Source organism: Bacillus sp. FSL R5-0512 (assembly GCF_038593295.1).
GTDB classification, from domain to species: domain Bacteria; phylum Bacillota; class Bacilli; order Bacillales; family Bacillaceae; genus Bacillus; species Bacillus safensis.
This window is the reverse complement of the sequence record NZ_CP151982.1, coordinates 2,726,496-2,744,875: the sequence shown is the minus strand read 5'-3', so window position 1 is coordinate 2,744,875 and position 18,380 is coordinate 2,726,496. Positions and strand designations below refer to the sequence as shown.

Genomic DNA, 18,380 nt, shown 5'->3' with positions numbered 1-18,380 from the left:
GGCTGGCATTGATCGAGCTTTTTGCCATCAGAAGCGGCACCATGTATGAGCTTGTCACAGAGAGTGTGACACTTCAGGGGCAAAGGTATCAAGCCCCTCGCTCAATTCAGGCAAATATTATCACAAAACAAGGCAGTCAAACATATTACCGTGTCTCGGAAGGGGACACGGTTCTTTTTAAATGGAAAGGAAAAGAGCTGTTTAGAGGCATTGTTTTTTCGCGGACGCCGGTTGAAGGAAAGCTGACGTTTACTGCATACGATATGCTCCAATATTTGGTGAAAAACCAAGATGTCTATGTTTTTTCAAATCAAAGAGCAGATCAAATCTTAAGGCGGATTGGAGCCGACTTTCAAATTCCAATGACTTCTATCTCCAATACAGGACATGTCATAAAATCACTAGTCTTTAAAAATGACACGAGCCTGTATGACATGATATTGAAAGCATTGAAAGAAACGAAGCGGCAAACAGGAAGAAACTATCAAATCTTTTCTGCTAAAGGCAAGATGGGGCTGAGAGCCTGGCCTGATCCAGAGGACGTCTGGGTCATTGAATCAGGCGTCAATCTCATCAGTTATCAATACAGCACCTCGATTGAAGAGACAGCCACTCGAGTCAAGATGCGTACGTCTGCTGATGCACAGGGGAAGAATAAGAAAAAAGGCAGTAAATCCGAGATTGTGGTGATTGAACAGGATAAAGCCGGTCAGAATAAATACGGTATTTTACAGCATGTTGAGACAGTCACAGGGCAAATCAACCAGCCGCAGCTGCAAAAAAGAGCCAAAGTACGGCTGGCAGAGAAAAAAGGCGTCAAACAAGAAGTCAAAAGCATACAAGCGTTAGGAATTCCAGAGCTGCAAAGCGGTCTCCCAATCTATTTGAAAATTCCTGAAATCAACGTGAAAAAAACTTACTGGATCGATCAAGACAAACATGAATTCAGTGGGGTGAAACACACCATGACCATTGATGTTGTTGAGAAAAATTCCATGCCAAAGGGTGATCAAGCGTGAGATTAAGTGAAGCGATTAAACGATTGGCAGTGAATGCAGTAGACGCAGAGTCGCCAATTGATCTTGTCATCGGAGAAGTCACGGCAGTTTCCCCTCTGAGCATCCGATTAAATGAAAATCATAAGCTGATCATTCCAGAAGAATTACTGATTTGGCCGAAGCGCTTAAATAAGGGTGAGGATGATGAGCTGAAAAGGGGAGACAGTATTATGGTGCTTGCAATGGCAGGAGGCCAGTCCTTTTACATCATCGACAAATTGTAAGGGAGGTGATGAACGTGGCACTTTCACCAGAGGAAGAAATCGAGGAAACAGAAGAAGATGAAGAGGTCGAAACCTCGACGACGTATCGAATAGATTTTGAAACTGGCAGGCTGACAGGCGAAACCATTTCAGGCATCGAGGCAATTCGGCAATTCGTTTATATGACACTTAGGACAGAGCGGTATGCACATCCTATCTACAGCCACGATATTGGTACTGAAATTCAGGAGCTGTTGACGGATACAGAAGCCACGGATGAATACAAAGAAATGGAGATACCAAGGCTGCTAGAGGAAGCGCTGCTTGTTGACGAACGGATTGATCATATTGAAGAGTTAGAGGTCACAAAGCAAAATGACTCATTTCATGTCAAACTAGCGATTGTCACAGATGAGGGCACATTAGAAATAGAGGAGGTGATGGAGGGCGATGTTTGAGGAACAAACGTACGAAGCATTAATGGAAAGAATGCTGGATAGACTGCCAGATGATATAGATAAAAGAGAAAACAGCGTGATTTGGAATGCCTTGGCACCTGCTGCCGCTGAATTGGCCCAGTCCTATATTTGGCTTGATCAAGTGTTTGAGCTGGTCTTTGCAGATACAGCACAAGGAGAGTTTCTAGATCGGCGGGCTGCTGAAGTAGGAATTGAAAGAAAACCAGCCACTAAAGCAGTTTGGTCAGCGGCCATTCAGCCAGAAAATATCAACATTCCAGCTGGTTCACGTTTTTTTATTGAAGACGTTTATTTCCAGTATTCGAAGGATGGCACGCTAGAATGCGAGACACCTGGTAAAGCCGGCAATGTTCAGTTAACAGATCAGCCGCTGCTGTCACTTGATACAATTCCAGGACTTGAATCGATTAAGATGAAAGAACTGGTGATACCAGGTCAAGAGGAGGAAGATGACGCTTCTTTATATGATCGATATTTAATACGTGCGAGGCGGGAGGCTGTCAGTGCCAACAGGGCGCATTATAAAAAATGGGCTGAAGAAGTGCCCGGTGTTGGCAGAGCGAAAGTGTTCCCGCTTTGGAACGGAGAAGGGACGGTCAAAATTGTCATCACAGATGGCAATCTAGATGTTGCATCAGACCTTCTTGTCAAAAGAGTACAGGAATATATCGACCCAGTGCCAGGTGAAGGAGAAGGACAAGCGCCTATAGGCTCCAAAGCAACCGTTGAAAGCGCCAAATGGCTGGATATCGACATAGAAGTGGCTGTCGAACTTCAAATGGACTGGACCCTTGAAGGAGCTCAGAAAGAAATAGAAGAAAAGGTCAAGACGCTGTTGAAATCAATCGCATTTGAAAAGAGTACCATTCGAATGTCCGCTTTAAATGATATTTTGTACCATTCAGAAAGTGTGTCAGATTATGCAGATGTGTTATTGAATGGCGAGTCGAAAAACTTAGTATTACAGGACATTGAGATTCCGCGTCTTAGGCAGGTGAAGGTTATTGAGCAAACAGGATGAAATGAAAACCTACTTGCCGCCATATTTTACAGAAATTTATGAAGTGGATCACCTGCTCAAGACAGAGGCACCGGAATTTGAGCAATTGGACGAATCTATTTTCGACTTAACGGATCAGTTCTTTCCTTTAACAGCGACATGGGGATTAAACAGATGGGAAAGAATGCTGAAGGTGCAGCGGGAATCAGATGATTCAATTGAACTGCGCAGGGCACGCTTACTCAATATGATGTCAAATATTCCCCCAATCACGTATCTTTCATTAGAGAAATCAGTCAATCGCTTTCTCAAGAATCCAAGTGCTGTCATCCGTCTCACAACCAATCGCTATCACTTTGCCTTACGTGTGAACCTAGATGATCTGCAAAACACGAGATATATTGTAGAAATACTTGAAACGTTAAAGCCCGCGCACTTGGCTTATACGTTCACGGCTTGTCATCATACCGACGTACATGAAAAAAATGATCATCACGGGAGGCTCACACTGCGAAGCAGAGTGGGTTTTTTCGATCATATCCCGATTTTACTCAATGGTGAATTTGTCTTAAATGGTACGTTTTATCTCAGCGGAACGCGAGGTGCAACGGATGTGCCTGCTCGTTTTCGGCATTCATTAAACATGAGGATGCCTCTTCAACATCAGTCAGAAACAGCATATCGCATGAACTATGTCATGACTGGAGCGGTACTTGTAACGAAGCAAGGAGCGGCATTGACTTTACGCACAAAAAATCAGCTCCAGCATCAAACCAAGAAGAAGATGACGTTCCGTCTGCCAGTACACGTCCAAACTGAGCAGGATGGAAGCTTACTGATCAAAGATCATTACTGGATTCTCGATGGATCTGTTCCGCTGGATGGATCAAAAATGCTAGCAGCAACTTCTAAAAAAATAGATTTATAAGGAGGATCACAATGGCTGATCAATTAACCGTAACAACACTGTATGCACGTCAACAAATGGCAAAGGCAAGAGCCGAAGGAACAAAACTCACAAAAGTCGTCAAAATGGCCTTTGGAAATGGGGGAACGAAGGATGGAAAACCGATCTCACTAGACGGCACTGAACAAAATCTCAAAAAAGAACTAGTCCAAAAAAATATTGATTCGTTTACCTTCATGGAACCAGCAAAAATCCGCTACACCTGCACGATCGCCGAAGGAGAACTGGCAGGAGAAGTGATCAACGAACTAGCACTTGTCGACGAAGACGGCAAATTCACCGCCATCCGCACCATGACAGACAAACAAAAAGACGGCGACATCGAATTTGTTTTTGAGATTGATGATATTTATTAATGGAGGGAGTCCAAAATGGATTTGAAAACACCGAAAACATTTGAAATTAGTGATAAGGCCCATGCGGACCTGTTTAATGAAATGGTTAAAGTCTTACTTGAAAATGACACTGAACTGTTGGAACAGTTCACTCGCCATAAAAAGGATACGAAACAACATGTAACTGAAGCAGAGAGACAAAAATGGAATGATTCTCAAAGTTATAAAATAACGGCAGACAACGGCACACATTTAATCAGCATCCCAGCTGCTAGTAAGATCTATGATGCTATTAAGGATAAAGGAACATGTACATTTTACGCTCCTCGTGGCACGGAAGATAGTCCAACAACCAATGCATTAAGAGGTATCCAAACGGTTGGCCAAGCGAATGCAGGAACAGGCTTTGCGATCGATACAGCGGGAAATGCTTATACTTTTCTATATGGTTCCAGTGATCTTTCTATAACGTGGACGCCTCTGCCAAACATGTCTGATCAAAATAAATGGAATGGCAGTCAGCTCATTAAAATTACAAATGATACGGGTGGCGTTCGTGTATCTGTAGCAGCTACAGAAAGCTTACTCGATAAAATTATTCAAGCAGGGAAAACATTCGGTACATTTTATTCACCAGCTGGAGTACTAGACAATCCTTCTGCTTTATCTGCACGCGGTTTTTATCACTTTACATCTGCTGATAATAATAACAAGGGAACTTTTGGATGGGTGATTGCTGTGGATTATCGTAATAACGTCTTTACAAATTATCTTGATTTAAATTTGGGCTGGCAAGGCTGGCGTAGATTACTGTCCGATGCAGATGCAGAGGTGAAGTGGAACAAGGTAGACCTTTCGCAACTCGAAAATGGTTGGAAAATATATAATTCTGTCGATGGTAACCCCCATACCTTGCAATATAGTATAGATTCATTTGGTGTTGTTGAAATTATTGGATCAATTGCCGGTGGTAAGGTTGGTTTTGACTCTGTTGTTTTTACCTTAAAAGAAGGATTCAGACCAATGCAATCGACTCACTTTATTGGTGTAGCATCAAGCATGGGAAAAGGTAACACGCCACAAATTCATAGAACATATATAGGTACTGATGGAAAAGTCTGCGTTCAATATTGTTCTAATGATCTAAACCCTAATGAATTTATCACGTTTGGTTTCAGATTTAGAACAAGATAACAAAGATTTTAAAACGTTAAAAAACTTTTAAGTCTATAAAGCCTCGTCAATCTAGTTGAAACAGCTTACGTAATGGTACAAAGGAGAGAACACATTGGATATAAAAACTCCTCGTTCTTTTGAAACGAGTGATAAAGCTCATGCTGATCTGTTCAATGATATGTTGAAAACATTGTTTCATAATGACACTGGTTTATCAGAACAAATAACTCTTCATATCAATGATTCGAGCCAGCACTCTTCAGATGTAGAAAAAAAGAAATGGAATGAGTCTCAGCTGTATAAAATTACAGGAGATAATGGAGTACAACTTTTAAATATTCCTGCCGGCACAAAAATTTATGACTCAATTAAAGACAAAGGGACATGTACATTTTATGCGTCCAGTGGAATAGAGGATAGCCCTTCACAATTTGCCATTAGAGGGATACAGACAGTGGGGCAAAATAACATTGGAACAGGTTTTGCGATAGATACATCAGGCAATGCATATTACTTCTACTATAATTCTAGCAATTTATCTATCACTTGGACTCAGATTCCGACAGCAGCTGAAAAAGATAAATGGAACAATGGGCAGCTGTATAAATTGACTCAAAACAATGGTAGGCCTATTTATAAAGGGGTAAGTGAAACCACCGACTATAACGAAATTATAGAAACAGGAATGTATCTCATTTATAATGCGGGCCTTAATGGTCCAAAAGAGATCAAAAGGGCATTTATGATTGTTATCAGTTATGGGAATACCCTGTTACAAACTATATATGATGCAGTGAATGGTCTGAACTCTTTTTATAGAATTAGGAAGACTGACTATACATGGACTGAATGGGAAAAACATCTCACGTCTTCTGATTTAAATGCTGCCTGGTATAATGTAAATCTCAATAGTAATATAAAACAATATTCAGCCAATCCATTGAAATATTCTGTCAGACAAAATATTTTATATTTGAGAGGATCATTTGAAATAGTTTCGGCTAATGAAACAGAAATTGCACGTTTAACGCATGAACCTTCCTCTTTAACTGTTTTCACTTGTGCGACGGTTGGTTCATACGGGTCTGCAAGGATGTCTTTATCTAAAGATGGTAGTCTAAAATTTGATGGATTAATTGCAAACGATCCGTCAAAGGTAACACGTATTGAAATTAATGAGGAAATTCCACTATGGTAGTCATCATATAATGAAACTACTAAAGCTTTTTTGTGTAGTTAATATGGATACTCACAGATCACTACCAAGACATAACAGGAGACAAATACGAAGCCTGGCTTTATTTTTTTGCCGGAAAGAAGGTGATTCCAATGGAAGTAGATGTTGTTCAAAACTTAATGACCCAAGGCCCATTTGCCGTTCTCTTTTGCTGGATTCTGTTCTATGTTCTCAACACAACAAAAGAACGAGAAAACAAACTCAATGAGCAAATCGAGGCGCAAAATGATGTGCTAGCCAAGTTTAGTGAAAAGTATGACGTCGTGATCGACAAACTCGACAAAATAGAACGAAATTTAAAATAGGAGGAAAACTCATGAAAACATTCGACAAAGGCACTGTGATTCGCACAGTGCTTCTTTTTATTGCTCTGATCAATCAAACGCTTATCATGTTTGGACAGACGGTGCTGCCGATTAGTGAGGAGCAAGTACAAACCGCAGGTGAGGCACTATATGTGGCAGGTTCTACGATTTTTACTATGGTTACAGCCGTTATCGCTTGGTTTAAAAACAATTATGTGACCTACAAAGGCCAATTACAAAAAGATGCTCTGAAACAAAGAGGGCTAACAAAATAATACTTGAAGGAGAAACGACATGGTAAAAATCATTCAAGCATTGATTCCAAAACAACATCGCAACAGACCAGGAAACACGATGAAGCCGCTCTATATTACAGTGCATAATACGTCTAACAGTGCAAAAGGCGCTAATGCGGCCAGTCATGCAGCGTTTGTTGCACGTTCAAGTACCGGGGTGAGCTGGCATTACACCGTTGATGATCAGGTGATTTATCAGCATTTACCGTTAAACGAAAACGGCTGGCACGCAGGGGATGGCAGAGGCACCGGCAATATGAAATCAATTGGTATTGAAATTTGTGAAAATGCAGACGGCAGCTTTGAACAAGCAGTCGAAAATGCTCAATGGCTCATTCGAAAGCTGATGGAAGATTTCGGAATTCCTTTATCAAATGTAGTGCCTCATAAACATTGGAGCGGGAAAGAGTGTCCAAGGAAACTTCTCGGACGATGGGATCAGTTTAAAGCTGGAATAGCCACAGCACATACCGGCAGCAAAAGCACAAGAAAACCTGTTCAGGCAGAAAGCTTAAGCCAAAAAGCACCCATTTCCAAAAAGAAATCGTCAAATCTGCCATCTGGCATTTTAAAAGTCACCAAGCCCTTAACAAAAGGCCCTCAAGTCACAGCTGTGCAAAAAGCCTTATCTACCCTCTATTTTTACCCAGACAAAGGGACAAAAAACAACGGGATTGACGGATATTATGGACCGAAAACGGCGAACGCGGTCAAGCGGTTCCAGCTTATGAATGGCTTAACTGCAGACGGAATTTACGGACCGAAGACGAAGAACAAAATCGAACAATTACAGAAGAAATGATGATCTATAAAAAAAGCTATCAGCAAGTGAGGAAATGCTTCCTTGCTGATAGCTAACAAAAAGTGACATCATTTGTGATATAATTGGCCAAATCCCTATCATGAGAGGAGAGAAAAATGAAAAAAGAACTGCTCCAGATCATTATGCTGTCAGTGTTGCTCATCTATTTCATTTATCACGAAATGACGAGCGACTTCCCTGTGTCCTATACAATCATTCTCATCCTAACTTATCTTTCTGTGATCACATACCGCATCATAAAGTTATGAAGAAAAAACAAAGAACAAACAGAACTGTAAGAGATATGTACATAAAAAACCCATCCTTGATTTCTCAAGAATGGGTTTTCGTATGGAGCGTAGGGGATTCGAACCCCTGACCCTTTCGCTGCCAGCGAAATATTCTCCCACTGAACTAACGCCCCGAGGTATGACGACATAATTTATTATAATCAATCCTCCTGTGAAATTCAAGCTGTAAAACATAAACACATCGTCTATTTTTCTTTCTGCTCAATTGGAATATAGTCAAAAATTTCGCCAGAATGAACAGAATGGGCTAATCGTCTCAGCCAGTCATAATAGGCTTTTGAGCTTTCAAGCTGCTCAATGAGCTGCTGCGCTTCTTCTCTTACATGTTCCTCCAGCTGATCATCACGCGACACCTCTTGAAGCCGCTCTTGCGCTTCTTCAATTGCCGCTAAATTGACCTCGACCTCACGTTCCCATTTTTGCGGAAAGAAGTTCGTGAAAAACTTAAAAAAGTCTTTTTCCGCAACAAAGCTGTGTTTTCTTCGACCACGGTGAAACGTCTTTTTGACAATATTCATGTCTTGCAGCTTTTTCACACCCGTGCTCATACTCGGCTTACTCATTTGCAGCTCTTCACGCATTTCATCCAGTGTCATTTCCTCATTTAAATACATCGTTCCATATAGAATACCTGCACTTCGTGTAATGCCATAGAGATCCATCGTTTCAGCTATGGAATCAATGACTAGATCTTTAGCAGCTAAAATACGATCTTCTGCTTGCGGTTTTTCCTGCTTTTTCATTTTGTCCCTGCTTTCTATTAAGAAAATTCAATCCGTTCAAAAAAATCTTTATGGACTATATGTTAACGAAAGAATACAAAATGTCAAAATAAATGAAGCATATCTCCCTTTGACAGAAAAATTTGAACATGATAAGTTAATTATGTTCAAAACGTTAAATTTTTATTTAACAAACTTACCAAAGAGAATCAGAGGAGGTTCCTTCTATGAGTCAAACACTATTTATAGACGGACAATGGGTTGGCGCTAAAAGTAGCGACACACGGGATATCATCAATCCGTTCAATCAAGAAGTGATCGCGACAGTCAGCGAAGGATCTAGAAATGACGCGCAGCTAGCCATTAAAGCAGCGAGAAAAGCCTTCGATCAAGGGGACTGGGCAAACATGCCTGGACTTGAAAGAGGAAATATTGTGTTTAAGATAGCTGAATTGATTAGACGTGATCTTGATGAACTAGCCAAATTGGAATCGCTTGATACAGGCAAAACATTAGAGGAAAGCAAAGCAGATATGGACGATATTGCGAACGTGTTCCAATATTACGCAGGTCTGGCTGATAAAGATGGCGGGGAAATCATAGCATCGCCAATTCCAAACTCGAAAAGTGAATTAGTCAGAGAGCCTGTCGGTGTATGCGGACAAATCACTCCTTGGAACTATCCATTGCTTCAAGCAAGCTGGAAAATCGCTCCTGCACTTGCGGCGGGAAATACAATCGTTTTAAAGCCAAGTGAAATCACACCACTCACCACAATAAAAGTATTTAAACTCATGGAAGAAGCGGGCGTTCCAGCAGGCGTTGCAAACCTAGTGCTTGGACCTGGGGCAACCGTTGGAGATGAGCTTGCTGTAAATGATCAAGTAGATCTGATTTCATTTACAGGCGGTATTGAAACAGGGAAGAAAATTATGCAGGGAGCTAGCGGGAATGTGAAAAAAATAGCCCTTGAGCTTGGCGGAAAGAATCCGAATATTGTGTTTCAAGATGCTGATTTAGACGTAGCGGTTGACCAGGCAATGAATGCTGTGTTTTTCCATGCAGGGCAAGTGTGTTCAGCAGGTTCACGTTTGCTGGTGGAAGAATCCATTCATGATGAATTTTTAGAAGAACTGGTGAAGCGTACGAAAAAAATCAAGCTAGGCAGCGGCTTTGATGAAGATACCCAGAGCGGGCCGCTCATCTCAGCTGAGCATCGAGAAAAAGTAGAAAAATACGTCAGCATCGGTTTAGAAGAAGGCGCTAAGTTAGAGACAGGCGGAAAAAGACCTGACGCAGAGGCGCTGCAAAATGGGTTCTTCTACTTGCCGACCATTTTCTCAGGCTGCACGTCAGATATGCGGATTGTACAGGAAGAAGTCTTTGGACCTGTCCTGACAGTCGAATCCTTCCGTACAGAGGAAGAAGTCATCAAGCTGGCAAATGATACGATTTATGGATTAGCAGGAGCTGTGTGGTCTTCTGATATCAGCAAGGCCGAAAGAGTGGCTCGACAATTAAGATTGGGCACGGTTTGGATCAATGACTTCCATCCTTATTTCGCTCAAGCACCTTGGGGTGGCTACAAGCAATCAGGCATTGGGCGCGAATTAGGACGCACGGGGCTTGAAGAATATACCGAACTGAAGCATTTATATCGAAATACAAAACCTGAAGCGGTTCATTGGTTTAAATAAAAATTAAGCATTTGGAGGAGATTCTTTATGACACTAAATATGAAAATTGAAAGCATGCAGAAATTCCACACATTTGAAATTCCGACTGTTATCAAACACGGCATTGGTGCAGTGAAACATGTTGGGGAAGAAGTAAAAGCATACGGCGTTTCAAAGGTATTGCTTGTAACAGACCCTGGTATTTATCAAGCCGGCGTGGTGGACCCAGTAATTGCTTCATTAAAAGAAGCACAAATCGATGTCGTTCTATTTGATAAAGTAGAGCCAAATCCGCCAGTCCGTCTAGTGAACGAAGGATCTGCTTTATATGAAAAAGAAGGCTGTAATGGATTAGTCGCAGTAGGCGGCGGCAGTTCAATGGATACAGCAAAGGCAATCGGAGTAGAGGCGACTCATGAAGGCTCAGTCCTTGATTACGAAGCGGCAGAGGGAAAAAAACCGCTAGAAAACAGAATCCCTCCTTTAACCACTATTCCGACAACAGCTGGTACAGGTTCAGAGGTAACACAGTGGGCGGTCATTACTGATGAAGAAAGAGAATTCAAATTCAATACTGGTGGACCTCTCATTGCAGCTCATCTAACAGTCATTGATCCAGAGCTTCATGTGTCCATGCCGCCTCATGTGACAGCAATGACTGGAATTGACGCGCTTGCTCACGCGATTGAATGCTATACGATGAAATTTGCTCAGCCGATTACAGATGCGGTAGCGCTCATGGCAATTGAATATGCAGCTCATTATATTCGCCGTGCCTTTGCTGATGGCGAGGACTTAGAAGCCAGATATGGAATGGCACAAGCTGCGATGCTTGCCGGGCTTTCTTATGGAAGTGAATCAGCTGGAGCTGCACATGCGATGAGTCAAACACTCGGAGGTATTATTCCTGTCGCTCACGGTCAGTGTGTTGCAGCGATGATGGGACCAGTGATGGAGTATAACTGGAAAGGGTATCCGGAAAAATTCGCTCGAATTGCGCAAGCGTTTGGGATTGATACAAGCAGAATGACAACAGAGGAAGCAGCCAAAGCAGCTGTGAACTGGATGTATGATTTAGTAGAGGATTTAGAAGTTCCTTCATTAGAAGAACAAGGTGTATCAAAAGATATGATTGATCGTTTATCTAAAGAAGCAATGAAAGATCCGCAAACAGTTGGAAACCCAAGAGATTTAAACGAAAAAGCGTACAAATGGATTTATGCTCGCTGCTTTGAGTTAACACCTAAAACGGTGTAACAATGAAAAAAGGCTCCCAAAAGGGAGTCTTTTTTATGCCTATAGTTGTTCTTTAATTTCTTTGATTTGATGAATATGGCGTTTTTCGTGTGCGCCGATAAAATCAAGGTATTGCTTAAGGGATAGCTCTTTAAACACAGGATGTGCAATGACGCGTTTGAAATCTTCCTCAGTAAATGTGGATAAAATTTGATTGAGTTGCTCACGTGCAGTATCGAGCTCATCCTTTAAATGTGTAGGTGTTACATGCTTGCGTTCAGGCTCAACAATACTAGGCGCAGTGGCTTTTTTCGAACGGTCCTCTGCCATTTCTACCGGTTTTGGTTCATATTCTTTAATCGGTGCTTTTTTACCCTCAGCAGCTAGATGTTTTGCTGCAACTAGGTCCATTTTCTTTAAATGATCTGCTACCTCTTGAATACTCCAAGTATCATCAGATAATTTTTGGTTCAATTGTTCTTCGCTCAAACCTTGCAGCTCGTGCCACAATTCTTGTCTCGCTTCATGTAATATACTCATTTTCTCATCACCTCAAGATCAAATTTTAACATAATGGTACATGACAATCATTCTTGAGCTATCCGAAAATCCCTTTGAAGAATTGTGATGAAATATGAAACCTTTACAAAAGTGGTTCGTATTACCTGTTAGAAGGAATACATTGGAGGTGGGTGTGGTCTAAATGAAACAAAAGATGTTCATTTCATGAAGAAAGGATGAGGAAGATGGATGTGTTCGGGCTGCCTCTTCAGACGCTGTATTTATACATATTAATGATATCAGGAATCCTGACACTTGTTTTCGTCTTTTTCGGCGATGTATTTGATGGATTATTTGAAGCGATCCCTGTTCCATTCCTTCAACCAACATTGATCCTCGCATTTCTTACCTTTTTCTCGGCTGGAGGGTTTATCTCTGAAAAAACAGCAATTGTAGGAAGTGGGCTTGGCGCAGTATTATCTGCGATCCTCGCAGTGATCCTTGTGACCTGTTTGAATGTATTTGTATTAGTCCCGCTTTCCTCTGCTGAAGAATCTCTCTCTTATACGGAAGCCGATTTAAAAGGAAGAACTGGGGAGATCATTGTATCTGTTCCAAAAGACGGATTTGGAGAAGTGCTGTTAATCAGTAATAGCGGGAAAATCTCAAAGCCAGCTGTCAGTTTCGACCAAGAGGAGATTCCATATGGAACCCGTGTGCTAGTTGTCGAAGTGAACAAAGGCGTCTTATCTGTTATACCAAATGAAGAAATCTAGGAGGGAATGCTATGCCAGGAACAACTATTTTAGTGATCATTGGAATCGTGCTTGTGATTCTTATTGCACTTATTGGTGTATTTGTTTCTAAATACCGGACAGCAGGTCCAGATGAAGCATTAATCGTTACAGGAAGTTACCTAGGAAGTAAAAATGTCCACGTGGATGAAGGTGGAAACAAGATTAAGATTGTAAGAGGCGGCGGTACCTTTGTACTTCCAGTCTTTCAACAAGCAGAGCCGCTCAGCTTACTATCTAGCAAGCTAGATGTTTCAACCCCTGAAGTCTATACCGAACAAGGTGTACCAGTCATGGCGGATGGAACGGCCATCATAAAAATTGGCGGATCGATTGAAGAAATTGCTACTGCTGCAGAGCAATTTTTAGGTAAAACAAAAGAAGACCGCGAAAACGAAGCAAGAGAAGTATTAGAAGGCCATCTTCGTTCCATCTTAGGATCAATGACAGTTGAAGAGATTTATAAAAACAGAGAGAAATTTTCTCAAGAAGTACAACGTGTCGCTTCTCAAGATTTAGCGAAAATGGGTCTTGTCATTGTATCGTTTACGATTAAAGATGTTCGTGATAAAAATGGCTATTTAGAATCTCTAGGTAAACCAAGAATTGCCCAAGTAAAACGCGATGCAGATATTGCAACAGCTGAAGCAGATAAAGAAACACGTATCAAACGTGCCGAAGCAGATAAAGATGCGAAGAAATCTGAGCTTGAGCGTGCTACTGAAATCGCTGAAGCAGAAAAGATCAATGAGCTGAAAAGAGCAGAATTCAGACGTGAACAGGATACGGCGAAAGCAAGTGCTGACCAAGCGTACGATCTAGAAACAGCTCGTAACCGTCAGCACGTAACTGAACAAGAAATGCAAGTCAAAATCATTGAGCGTCAGAAACAAATTGAATTAGAAGAAAAAGAGATTCAGCGTCGTGAACGTCAATACGATTCTGAAGTGAAAAAGAAAGCAGATGCGGACCGTTATGCTGTTGAGCAGTCGGCTGCCGCGGAAAAAGCGAAACGCCTTGCTGAAGCAGATGCGAAGAAATACAGCATTGAAGCAATGGCAAAAGCAGAAGCTGAGAAAGTCCGTATTGACGGGCTTGCCAAAGCGGAAGCGGATCGTGCAAAAGGGGAAACAGAAGCAGAAGTCATTAGACTAAAAGGACTTGCAGAAGCGGAAGCGAAAGAGAAAATCGCTGAAGCATTCGAACAGTATGGTCAGGCAGCGATCCTTGATATGATTGTGAAAATGCTACCTGAATATGCGAAGCAAGTATCTGCACCACTTTCTAACATTGATAAAATTACTGTTGTGGATACGGGCGGTAACGGGGAAGGCAGCGGTGCCAATAAAGTTACAGGCTATGCCACAAACCTCATGTCCAGTCTGCAAGAAAGTCTGAAAGCATCCTCTGGAATAGATGTGAAAGAAATTATTGAGAACTTTTCCGGCAAAGGAAATGTGAAGCAAAGCATTCAAGAGCTGACAAACGAAATCAAACAGCCAAGAAAAAAAGAGATCGCTGATACTCAAATAGAAGAATAAAATCAATAGACACCTTCCAGCAGAAGGTGTCTATTTTTTATAGAAGAAGTTTTAACCATTGAAATACAGACCATTGAATTCTACGTAATAGGAATTTATGATAATGAAGATAGGGTGTAAAAAACTAAAAGGAGTGGTGCGGATGAAGGTGAGACATGCTGTACATCAAGATATTCCTAAAATCGCCGAAATACATGTGAAGAGCTGGCAAACGACTTATCAAGGCATTATTAATCAGGATTATTTGGATGGTTTAAATATAAAAGATCGGAAAGAGAGCTGGAGAAAAAGATCGCTTGAAGGCACGTTTGTCGCAGAAGATGCGGATGGCGTATTTGGTTTTGCTTCTTTCGGAAAACAACGTGACGAACGTTATTCTACATATGATGGAGAGCTGTATGCCATCTATTTATTACAACAGAAACAGAAATCAGGTGCGGGTATTGCTTTAATTGCTAAAGGTGTCGATTATTTAATAGAAAAAGGGTATCAGAGGTTGATGCTATGGGTGTTTGAGCAAAATTCGGCAAAACAATTTTATCAAAAACTTCAACCTAGTTTTGTCGTTACCAGCCAGTTCGAGCTGGCTGGCGAGAACCATAATGAAATAGGGTATGGATGGGAGCTCTCTATATTGAATAACCATGTACAGCGGATTAAATCGTCAGCTTCCAGTAATAATGAGAGAAAAAAGTGAAGAGCACAGCAAGCAGCATGTAAGAAATAAACGGTGAAGCTTCTACTTTTCCTTTCACGCCTGCTATTTTTAAAGCTTCATAGAAACCTGCCAAAAAATAAGCAAGACTGAGAATATAGCAGCACAGCATAATGGAGTAAGGGCTCATTGTCGTACCTCCAGCATGAAATCTTCTATTATTAATAGATTCCATAGAGCAGCAAATTATGCATAAAAAAATAACCAGCTGAAATCAGCCGGTTATTTTTGACGAGGAAAAACCAAACGAGATGCACTTGGGATGAGTATACAAAGAACGATACTGCAAATAATAAATGAAGGAACCATATATGTGCTGTTATAAATTAAAGAGTAGACCCATCCTGGTGTTCCTTTCGGTGCATATTGAGAGAAGAAAACGACGCCAGAAATAAAGAACGTCAGCAGTCTGAATAAACTAGCAACAAAAACAGCTAAGGTAATATAGAAGAATTGCTGTTTTCGCTTTTGATCCTGAATGGCTTTTTTGATCAGTCCAGAAAACAGGCCGCTTAAAGAAATGACAACAGATGCAACGAAGTAATCGAGGAATCCTTGAACAGGTGTAGCGATGATCGGGCTATTCATCAGCTGAAGACCTGCGATTAACACACCGATGATAAATCCGGTAGATATTCCCCATCTAATAGACATGAGAATAACGGGAATCATAATCAGCGCAAGAGAACCGCCATTGGGCATTCTTAAAAAGAGACCTGATAAGTAATCTAATACAAGTGCAAGTGAAGTCATAATCGCGATTTCCATCAGTCGTACCAATTGATTTGATTGCTGCATAAAAAAATCTCCTTTTTCATGAATTGAGCAAGGAGAGACCGTGTAAGGATGAGTATGTTATTCATAGAAAAACATATCGATTTGAATACACCGTATGTATTCAAGTGATTCCACATTCCTACTTCAGTATTAACTGACAGGTTCAAAGGGTCAGAACAACGAATGTTCACTCTCAGCACAAAGCTCCCCCTGCGGTTATTTAATTTCAATCTATTATAAATATACTAAAGACCTGCAGGATCAACAATAGACAATTCCCGAGATAAGCAGCATTTGTATCAATATATAGGAAGAGATAAGGAAAAATAAATTATTTAGAAAAAATACTTGTTTCTTCTTTCAAAAGGTGTTATATTTGTATTCGCCGCTGAAACAGCGCGGTTGATAAATAACATTAAGAAAAAAGTTGTTGACTTTATCTTGATAGAATGTTATATTAATAAAGTCGCCTCTGGGAGACGACGAAGATGATCTTTGAAAACTAAACAAGACAAAACGTACCTGTTAATTCGAGTTTTTATAAAAAAATCCTATGAAATTTCATAGGTAGTCAGTCAAACTGGCGAAAAGCAAAACTTCGGTTTTGTACTTTTTCGGAGAGTTTGATCCTGGCTCAGGACGAACGCTGGCGGCGTGCCTAATACATGCAAGTCGAGCGGACAGAAGGGAGCTTGCTCCCGGATGTTAGCGGCGGACGGGTGAGTAACACGTGGGTAACCTGCCTGTAAGACTGGGATAACTCCGGGAAACCGGAGCTAATACCGGATAGTTCCTTGAACCGCATGGTTCAAGGATGAAAGACGGTTTCGGCTGTCACTTACAGATGGACCCGCGGCGCATTAGCTAGTTGGTGGGGTAATGGCTCACCAAGGCGACGATGCGTAGCCGACCTGAGAGGGTGATCGGCCACACTGGGACTGAGACACGGCCCAGACTCCTACGGGAGGCAGCAGTAGGGAATCTTCCGCAATGGACGAAAGTCTGACGGAGCAACGCCGCGTGAGTGATGAAGGTTTTCGGATCGTAAAGCTCTGTTGTTAGGGAAGAACAAGTGCGAGAGTAACTGCTCGCACCTTGACGGTACCTAACCAGAAAGCCACGGCTAACTACGTGCCAGCAGCCGCGGTAATACGTAGGTGGCAAGCGTTGTCCGGAATTATTGGGCGTAAAGGGCTCGCAGGCGGTTTCTTAAGTCTGATGTGAAAGCCCCCGGCTCAACCGGGGAGGGTCATTGGAAACTGGGAAACTTGAGTGCAGAAGAGGAGAGTGGAATTCCACGTGTAGCGGTGAAATGCGTAGAGATGTGGAGGAACACCAGTGGCGAAGGCGACTCTCTGGTCTGTAACTGACGCTGAGGAGCGAAAGCGTGGGGAGCGAACAGGATTAGATACCCTGGTAGTCCACGCCGTAAACGATGAGTGCTAAGTGTTAGGGGGTTTCCGCCCCTTAGTGCTGCAGCTAACGCATTAAGCACTCCGCCTGGGGAGTACGGTCGCAAGACTGAAACTCAAAGGAATTGACGGGGGCCCGCACAAGCGGTGGAGCATGTGGTTTAATTCGAAGCAACGCGAAGAACCTTACCAGGTCTTGACATCCTCTGACAACCCTAGAGATAGGGCTTTCCCTTCGGGGACAGAGTGACAGGTGGTGCATGGTTGTCGTCAGCTCGTGTCGTGAGATGTTGGGTTAAGTCCCGCAACGAGCGCAACCCTTGATCTTAGTTGCCAGCATTCAGTTGGGCACTCTAAGGTGACTGCCGGTGACAAACCGGAGGAAGGTGGGGATGACGTCAAATCATCATGCCCCTTATGACCTGGGCTACACACGTGCTACAATGGACAGAACAAAGGGCTGCAAGACCGCAAGGTTTAGCCAATCCCATAAATCTGTTCTCAGTTCGGATCGCAGTCTGCAACTCGACTGCGTGAAGCTGGAATCGCTAGTAATCGCGGATCAGCATGCCGCGGTGAATACGTTCCCGGGCCTTGTACACACCGCCCGTCACACCACGAGAGTTTGCAACACCCGAAGTCGGTGAGGTAACCTTTATGGAGCCAGCCGCCGAAGGTGGGGCAGATGATTGGGGTGAAGTCGTAACAAGGTAGCCGTATCGGAAGGTGCGGCTGGATCACCTCCTTTCTAAGGATATATGGAGCAGCGTACGTTTTCGTCTTGTTTAGTTTTGAAGGATCATTCCTTCAAAACATGTCTCTAGCGAGACAGGATTG

At 42.1% G+C, this 18,380-nt stretch carries 20 protein-coding genes, 1 tRNA gene, 1 rRNA gene and 1 riboswitch; of the genes, 17 read left to right on the top strand and 5 right to left on the bottom strand.

Annotated elements, in window-relative coordinates:
* Positions 1-8: 8 nt before the first annotated feature.
* The 11 genes from NSQ25_RS14200 to NSQ25_RS14150 all read left to right on the top strand — a co-directional run bounded on the left by NSQ25_RS14200 (position 9) and on the right by NSQ25_RS14150 (position 7,858).
* A complete protein-coding gene (locus tag NSQ25_RS14200) occupies positions 9-1,019 on the top strand; it encodes a phage portal protein (RefSeq protein WP_326135706.1) in 1,011 nt (336 codons plus the stop codon).
* On the top strand, positions 1,016-1,282 hold the full coding sequence (locus tag NSQ25_RS14195) for a DUF2577 family protein (protein WP_024423253.1): 267 nt from the start codon (positions 1,016-1,018) through the stop codon (positions 1,280-1,282). Before NSQ25_RS14200 ends, NSQ25_RS14195 begins: the two co-directional genes overlap by 4 nt.
* A 14-nt stretch (positions 1,283-1,296) precedes the next feature.
* Positions 1,297-1,719: a DUF2634 domain-containing protein gene (locus NSQ25_RS14190; protein WP_041115871.1), complete on the top strand. Its 423-nt coding sequence runs from the start codon at positions 1,297-1,299 to the stop codon at positions 1,717-1,719.
* Positions 1,712-2,761, top strand: coding sequence for a baseplate J/gp47 family protein (locus NSQ25_RS14185; RefSeq protein ID WP_024425895.1), 1,050 nt, complete (start codon positions 1,712-1,714; stop codon positions 2,759-2,761). Before NSQ25_RS14190 ends, NSQ25_RS14185 begins: the two co-directional genes overlap by 8 nt.
* A complete protein-coding gene (locus NSQ25_RS14180; protein WP_214755419.1) occupies positions 2,745-3,668 on the top strand; it encodes a YmfQ family protein in 924 nt (307 codons plus the stop codon). The genes NSQ25_RS14185 and NSQ25_RS14180 overlap by 17 nt, the downstream gene beginning before the upstream one ends.
* 11 nt (positions 3,669-3,679) lie before the next feature.
* Positions 3,680-4,063 carry a phage tail protein gene (locus NSQ25_RS14175; protein WP_326135704.1) on the top strand — a complete coding sequence of 128 codons (384 nt, stop codon included), beginning with the start codon at positions 3,680-3,682 and terminating at the stop codon, positions 4,061-4,063.
* 15 nt (positions 4,064-4,078) lie between these two features.
* On the top strand, positions 4,079-5,236 hold the full coding sequence (locus tag NSQ25_RS14170) for a hypothetical protein (protein WP_326135703.1): 1,158 nt from the start codon (positions 4,079-4,081) through the stop codon (positions 5,234-5,236).
* A gap of 94 nt (positions 5,237-5,330) precedes the next feature.
* Positions 5,331-6,416, top strand: coding sequence for a pyocin knob domain-containing protein (locus tag NSQ25_RS14165; RefSeq protein WP_326135701.1), 1,086 nt, complete (start codon positions 5,331-5,333; stop codon positions 6,414-6,416).
* A gap of 131 nt (positions 6,417-6,547) precedes the next feature.
* Complete coding sequence (locus NSQ25_RS14160) at positions 6,548-6,760, top strand: BhlA/UviB family holin-like peptide (protein WP_017367922.1); 213 nt, start codon at positions 6,548-6,550, stop codon at positions 6,758-6,760.
* Positions 6,761-6,771: 11 nt separating this feature from the next.
* Entirely contained in the window at positions 6,772-7,035 is a 264-nt protein-coding gene (locus NSQ25_RS14155) for a phage holin (protein ID WP_034624525.1), read from the top strand.
* A gap of 19 nt (positions 7,036-7,054) precedes the next feature.
* Positions 7,055-7,858, top strand: coding sequence for an N-acetylmuramoyl-L-alanine amidase (locus NSQ25_RS14150; RefSeq protein ID WP_326135700.1), 804 nt, complete (start codon positions 7,055-7,057; stop codon positions 7,856-7,858).
* Positions 7,859-8,210: 352 nt separating this feature from the next.
* On the opposite strand, the gene NSQ25_RS14145 is transcribed toward NSQ25_RS14150, so the two are convergent.
* Together NSQ25_RS14145 and NSQ25_RS14140 are read right to left on the bottom strand one after the other, a co-directional pair.
* A tRNA-Ala gene (locus tag NSQ25_RS14145) sits at positions 8,211-8,282 on the bottom strand.
* A gap of 72 nt (positions 8,283-8,354) precedes the next feature.
* Positions 8,355-8,912, bottom strand: a complete 558-nt coding sequence (locus NSQ25_RS14140) for a GbsR/MarR family transcriptional regulator (protein WP_034284303.1) — start codon at positions 8,910-8,912, stop codon at positions 8,355-8,357.
* A 206-nt stretch (positions 8,913-9,118) separates the two neighbouring features.
* On the opposite strand from NSQ25_RS14140, the gene betB reads away from it, so the two are divergent.
* Together betB and NSQ25_RS14130 are read left to right on the top strand one after the other, a co-directional pair.
* A complete protein-coding gene (betB, locus tag NSQ25_RS14135; RefSeq protein ID WP_326135343.1) occupies positions 9,119-10,588 on the top strand; it encodes a betaine-aldehyde dehydrogenase in 1,470 nt (489 codons plus the stop codon).
* A gap of 27 nt (positions 10,589-10,615) precedes the next feature.
* Positions 10,616-11,824 carry an iron-containing alcohol dehydrogenase gene (locus NSQ25_RS14130; RefSeq protein ID WP_025094230.1) on the top strand — a complete coding sequence of 403 codons (1,209 nt, stop codon included), beginning with the start codon at positions 10,616-10,618 and terminating at the stop codon, positions 11,822-11,824.
* Positions 11,825-11,863: 39 nt separating this feature from the next.
* Here NSQ25_RS14130 and NSQ25_RS14125 read toward each other — a convergent pair whose 3' ends face one another.
* Entirely contained in the window at positions 11,864-12,343 is a 480-nt protein-coding gene (locus tag NSQ25_RS14125; RefSeq protein WP_024425883.1) for a DinB family protein, read from the bottom strand.
* Positions 12,344-12,549: 206 nt separating this feature from the next.
* Here NSQ25_RS14125 and NSQ25_RS14120 point away from each other — a divergent pair, with 206 nt between their 5' ends.
* The 3 genes from NSQ25_RS14120 (at position 12,550) to NSQ25_RS14110 (ending at position 15,336) form a co-directional block, all read left to right on the top strand.
* The gene (locus NSQ25_RS14120; RefSeq protein WP_034284306.1) at positions 12,550-13,080 is read left to right on the top strand and encodes a hypothetical protein; all 531 of its coding nucleotides are present in this window, start codon (positions 12,550-12,552) and stop codon (positions 13,078-13,080) included.
* A gap of 11 nt (positions 13,081-13,091) precedes the next feature.
* Positions 13,092-14,639: a flotillin family protein gene (locus NSQ25_RS14115; RefSeq protein ID WP_034284308.1), complete on the top strand. Its 1,548-nt coding sequence runs from the start codon at positions 13,092-13,094 to the stop codon at positions 14,637-14,639.
* 142 nt (positions 14,640-14,781) lie between these two features.
* Positions 14,782-15,336, top strand: a complete 555-nt coding sequence (locus NSQ25_RS14110) for a GNAT family N-acetyltransferase (protein WP_034284309.1) — start codon at positions 14,782-14,784, stop codon at positions 15,334-15,336.
* On the opposite strand, the gene NSQ25_RS14105 is transcribed toward NSQ25_RS14110, so the two are convergent.
* The gene (locus NSQ25_RS14105; RefSeq protein WP_024423229.1) at positions 15,296-15,484 is read right to left on the bottom strand and encodes a hypothetical protein; all 189 of its coding nucleotides are present in this window, start codon (positions 15,482-15,484) and stop codon (positions 15,296-15,298) included. The genes NSQ25_RS14110 and NSQ25_RS14105 overlap by 41 nt on opposite strands.
* Before the next feature lie 92 nt (positions 15,485-15,576).
* Entirely contained in the window at positions 15,577-16,152 is a 576-nt protein-coding gene (gene thiT, locus NSQ25_RS14100) for an energy-coupled thiamine transporter ThiT (protein ID WP_098677641.1), read from the bottom strand.
* Positions 16,153-16,250: 98 nt separating this feature from the next.
* A riboswitch (TPP riboswitch) is annotated at positions 16,251-16,352 on the bottom strand.
* Positions 16,353-16,742: 390 nt separating this feature from the next.
* Between thiT and NSQ25_RS14095 the strand changes: the two genes are divergently transcribed.
* Positions 16,743-18,291: ribosomal RNA gene (locus tag NSQ25_RS14095) — 16S ribosomal RNA — on the top strand.
* The last annotated feature ends 89 nt before the right edge of the window (positions 18,292-18,380 follow it).